Raw genomic sequence first — 1786 nt, 5'->3', positions numbered from 1 at the left:
GGGCACCCCGGCCCCGCCCCGCTTCCTGCCGGAGTTCGACAACCTGCTGCTCTCCCACGCCGACCGCACCCGCGTGGTGCCGAAGGAGTACTGGGGCCGCAGCTGGCAGGGCAACCAGGCCTACCGCACGCTCCTCGTCGACGGGTTCCTCGCCGGCGTCTGGAAGCTCACCGAGGACACCCTGGTCGTGGAGCCGTTCCACCGGCTCACCAGGGCCCAGCAGGAGGACGTCACCGCCGAGGGGGAGCGGATGCTCGCCGTGCTGCACCCGGGAACGGCGTACGACATCCGGTTCGGGACCGTCGTGGGAAAGTGACCCCCGCGGCGGGAGCCGTCAGTCCGCCCGTCCCGTCACCGCCACCGTCACGCCCAGCCCGATCATGGCGAACCCGCCCGCGCCGCCGATCAGCGACAGACGCCGGTCGGAGCGCGCGAACCAGGTGCGGGCCGCCGACGCGGTCAGGCCCCACAGGGTGTCCGTGACCAGGCCGATGGCGATCGGGACCAGGCCGAGCACCAGCATCTGGGCCGGGACGTGTCCCGCCGTGTGGTCCACGAACTGGGGGAGCACGGCGGCGAAGAAGACGATGCCCTTGGGGTTGGTGACGCCGACGAGGGCGCCGTCGAGGACGGTCCGCAGGTCGCCGTGCGCCGGTCCGGAAGGGGCGGCGATCGCCGACGCCTTCAGCTCGCCCCGGTGCCGGAACGCCTGGACCCCGAGGAACACCAGATAGGCGGCGCCGGCCAGTTTCACCGCCAGGTAGAAGGCCACCGACCGCTCCACCAGGGAGCCGATGCCGACCGCGACGGCCACGACGAGCAGATAGGACCCGAGGACGTTGCCGATCGCCGTCGCGACCGCGGTGCGCCGGCCGTGGGCGAGGGCCCGGCCGATGACGAACAGCACGCTGGGCCCAGGGACGACGATCACGAGGAGGGACATCGCGGCGAAGGCGATGATGCTTTCCGTGGACACCATGGGGGTCATTGAAACACGGACCGCGCCCATGGACAGGGGGCGCTGCGGGCCGCTCGTGGAGGCCCGCAACGCCCCCGGTCTGGCACCTGAGCGAGGCTCAGGCAAACCTCTGGGGACCTACGAGTTGACCTGCGCGGTCACGAGGCTGGAGAAGGTGGTCAGCCGGGTGTAGACACCCGGGTAACCGGCCTGCGCGCAGCCCTCTCCCCATGAAGTGATCCCTGCCAGGACGCCCCCGATGAGCAGGGGACCGCCGCTGTCGCCCTGGCAGGTGTCTGTGCCGCCGGAGGTGTATCCGGCGCAAACCATGTCGGTCTGGACGAAGTCCGAACCGTAGGAGCTCTTGCAGCTGGAGTCGGACACGATCGGGACGGTCGCGGTCCGCAGCTGGTTGGAGGAGCTGCCGTTCGACGAGGTGGTGCCCCAGCCGAGGATGCGGGCTGTGGTGCCGGCCGCGTACACGCTCGTCTGGGAGGAGGAGACGTACGACGCCGTCGTGTACGGCATCGACGTCGACAGGGTCAGTACGGCCACGTCGTCGCCGTTGGTGGCGTCCGTGTAGCCCGGGTTGATCCAGATCTTGCTGACCCGGCTGACCGTGCCGTTGGTGCCGTTGAGGTAGGTGCGGCCGCCGACGACTCTCACGCTGCTGGTGGTCTCGCCGACCATGCAGTGGGCCGCGGTGACGACCTTGGTCGCGGAGACCAGGGTGCCGCCGCAGAACTGGTTCTGCGAGGCGTCCGTGATCTGCATCATGAACGGGTACGCGGTCGTGGTCGTCGTGGTACCGCCGACGATGGGCTGGGG

3 protein-coding genes are annotated in these 1786 nt (G+C 70.4%); 1 reads left to right on the top strand and 2 read right to left on the bottom strand.

Features of this window, described 5'->3' with window-relative positions:
- A partial coding sequence (locus tag EHS43_RS43835; protein ID WP_148104317.1) for a crosslink repair DNA glycosylase YcaQ family protein occupies nucleotides 1–316 on the top strand: 316 nt, incomplete at its 5' end.
- A gap of 18 nt (nucleotides 317–334) precedes the next feature.
- On the opposite strand, the gene EHS43_RS43830 is transcribed toward EHS43_RS43835, so the two are convergent.
- The gene (locus EHS43_RS43830) at nucleotides 335–979 is read right to left on the bottom strand and encodes a LysE family translocator (RefSeq protein ID WP_125195973.1); all 645 of its coding nucleotides are present in this window, start codon (nucleotides 977–979) and stop codon (nucleotides 335–337) included.
- 117 nt (nucleotides 980–1096) lie between these two features.
- Nucleotides 1097–1786, bottom strand: a 690-nt coding sequence (locus EHS43_RS43825; RefSeq protein ID WP_148104316.1) for a trypsin-like serine protease, incomplete at its 5' end; no start/stop codon positions are given.

Origin of the sequence: Streptomyces sp. RP5T (assembly GCF_003933965.1) — a bacterium.
In the GTDB taxonomy this organism is placed as follows: Bacteria; Actinomycetota; Actinomycetes; order Streptomycetales; family Streptomycetaceae; genus Streptomyces.
The sequence above is the reverse complement of the archived record's forward strand: the minus strand, read 5'-3'. Positions and strand labels throughout refer to the sequence as shown.

Bases quoted from the DNA above. Each gene is read 5' to 3' on its own strand.
- EHS43_RS43830 (WP_125195973.1), bottom strand. From the start codon at position 979: ATGGTGTCCACGGAAAGCATCATCGCCTTCGCCGCGATGTCCCTCCTC.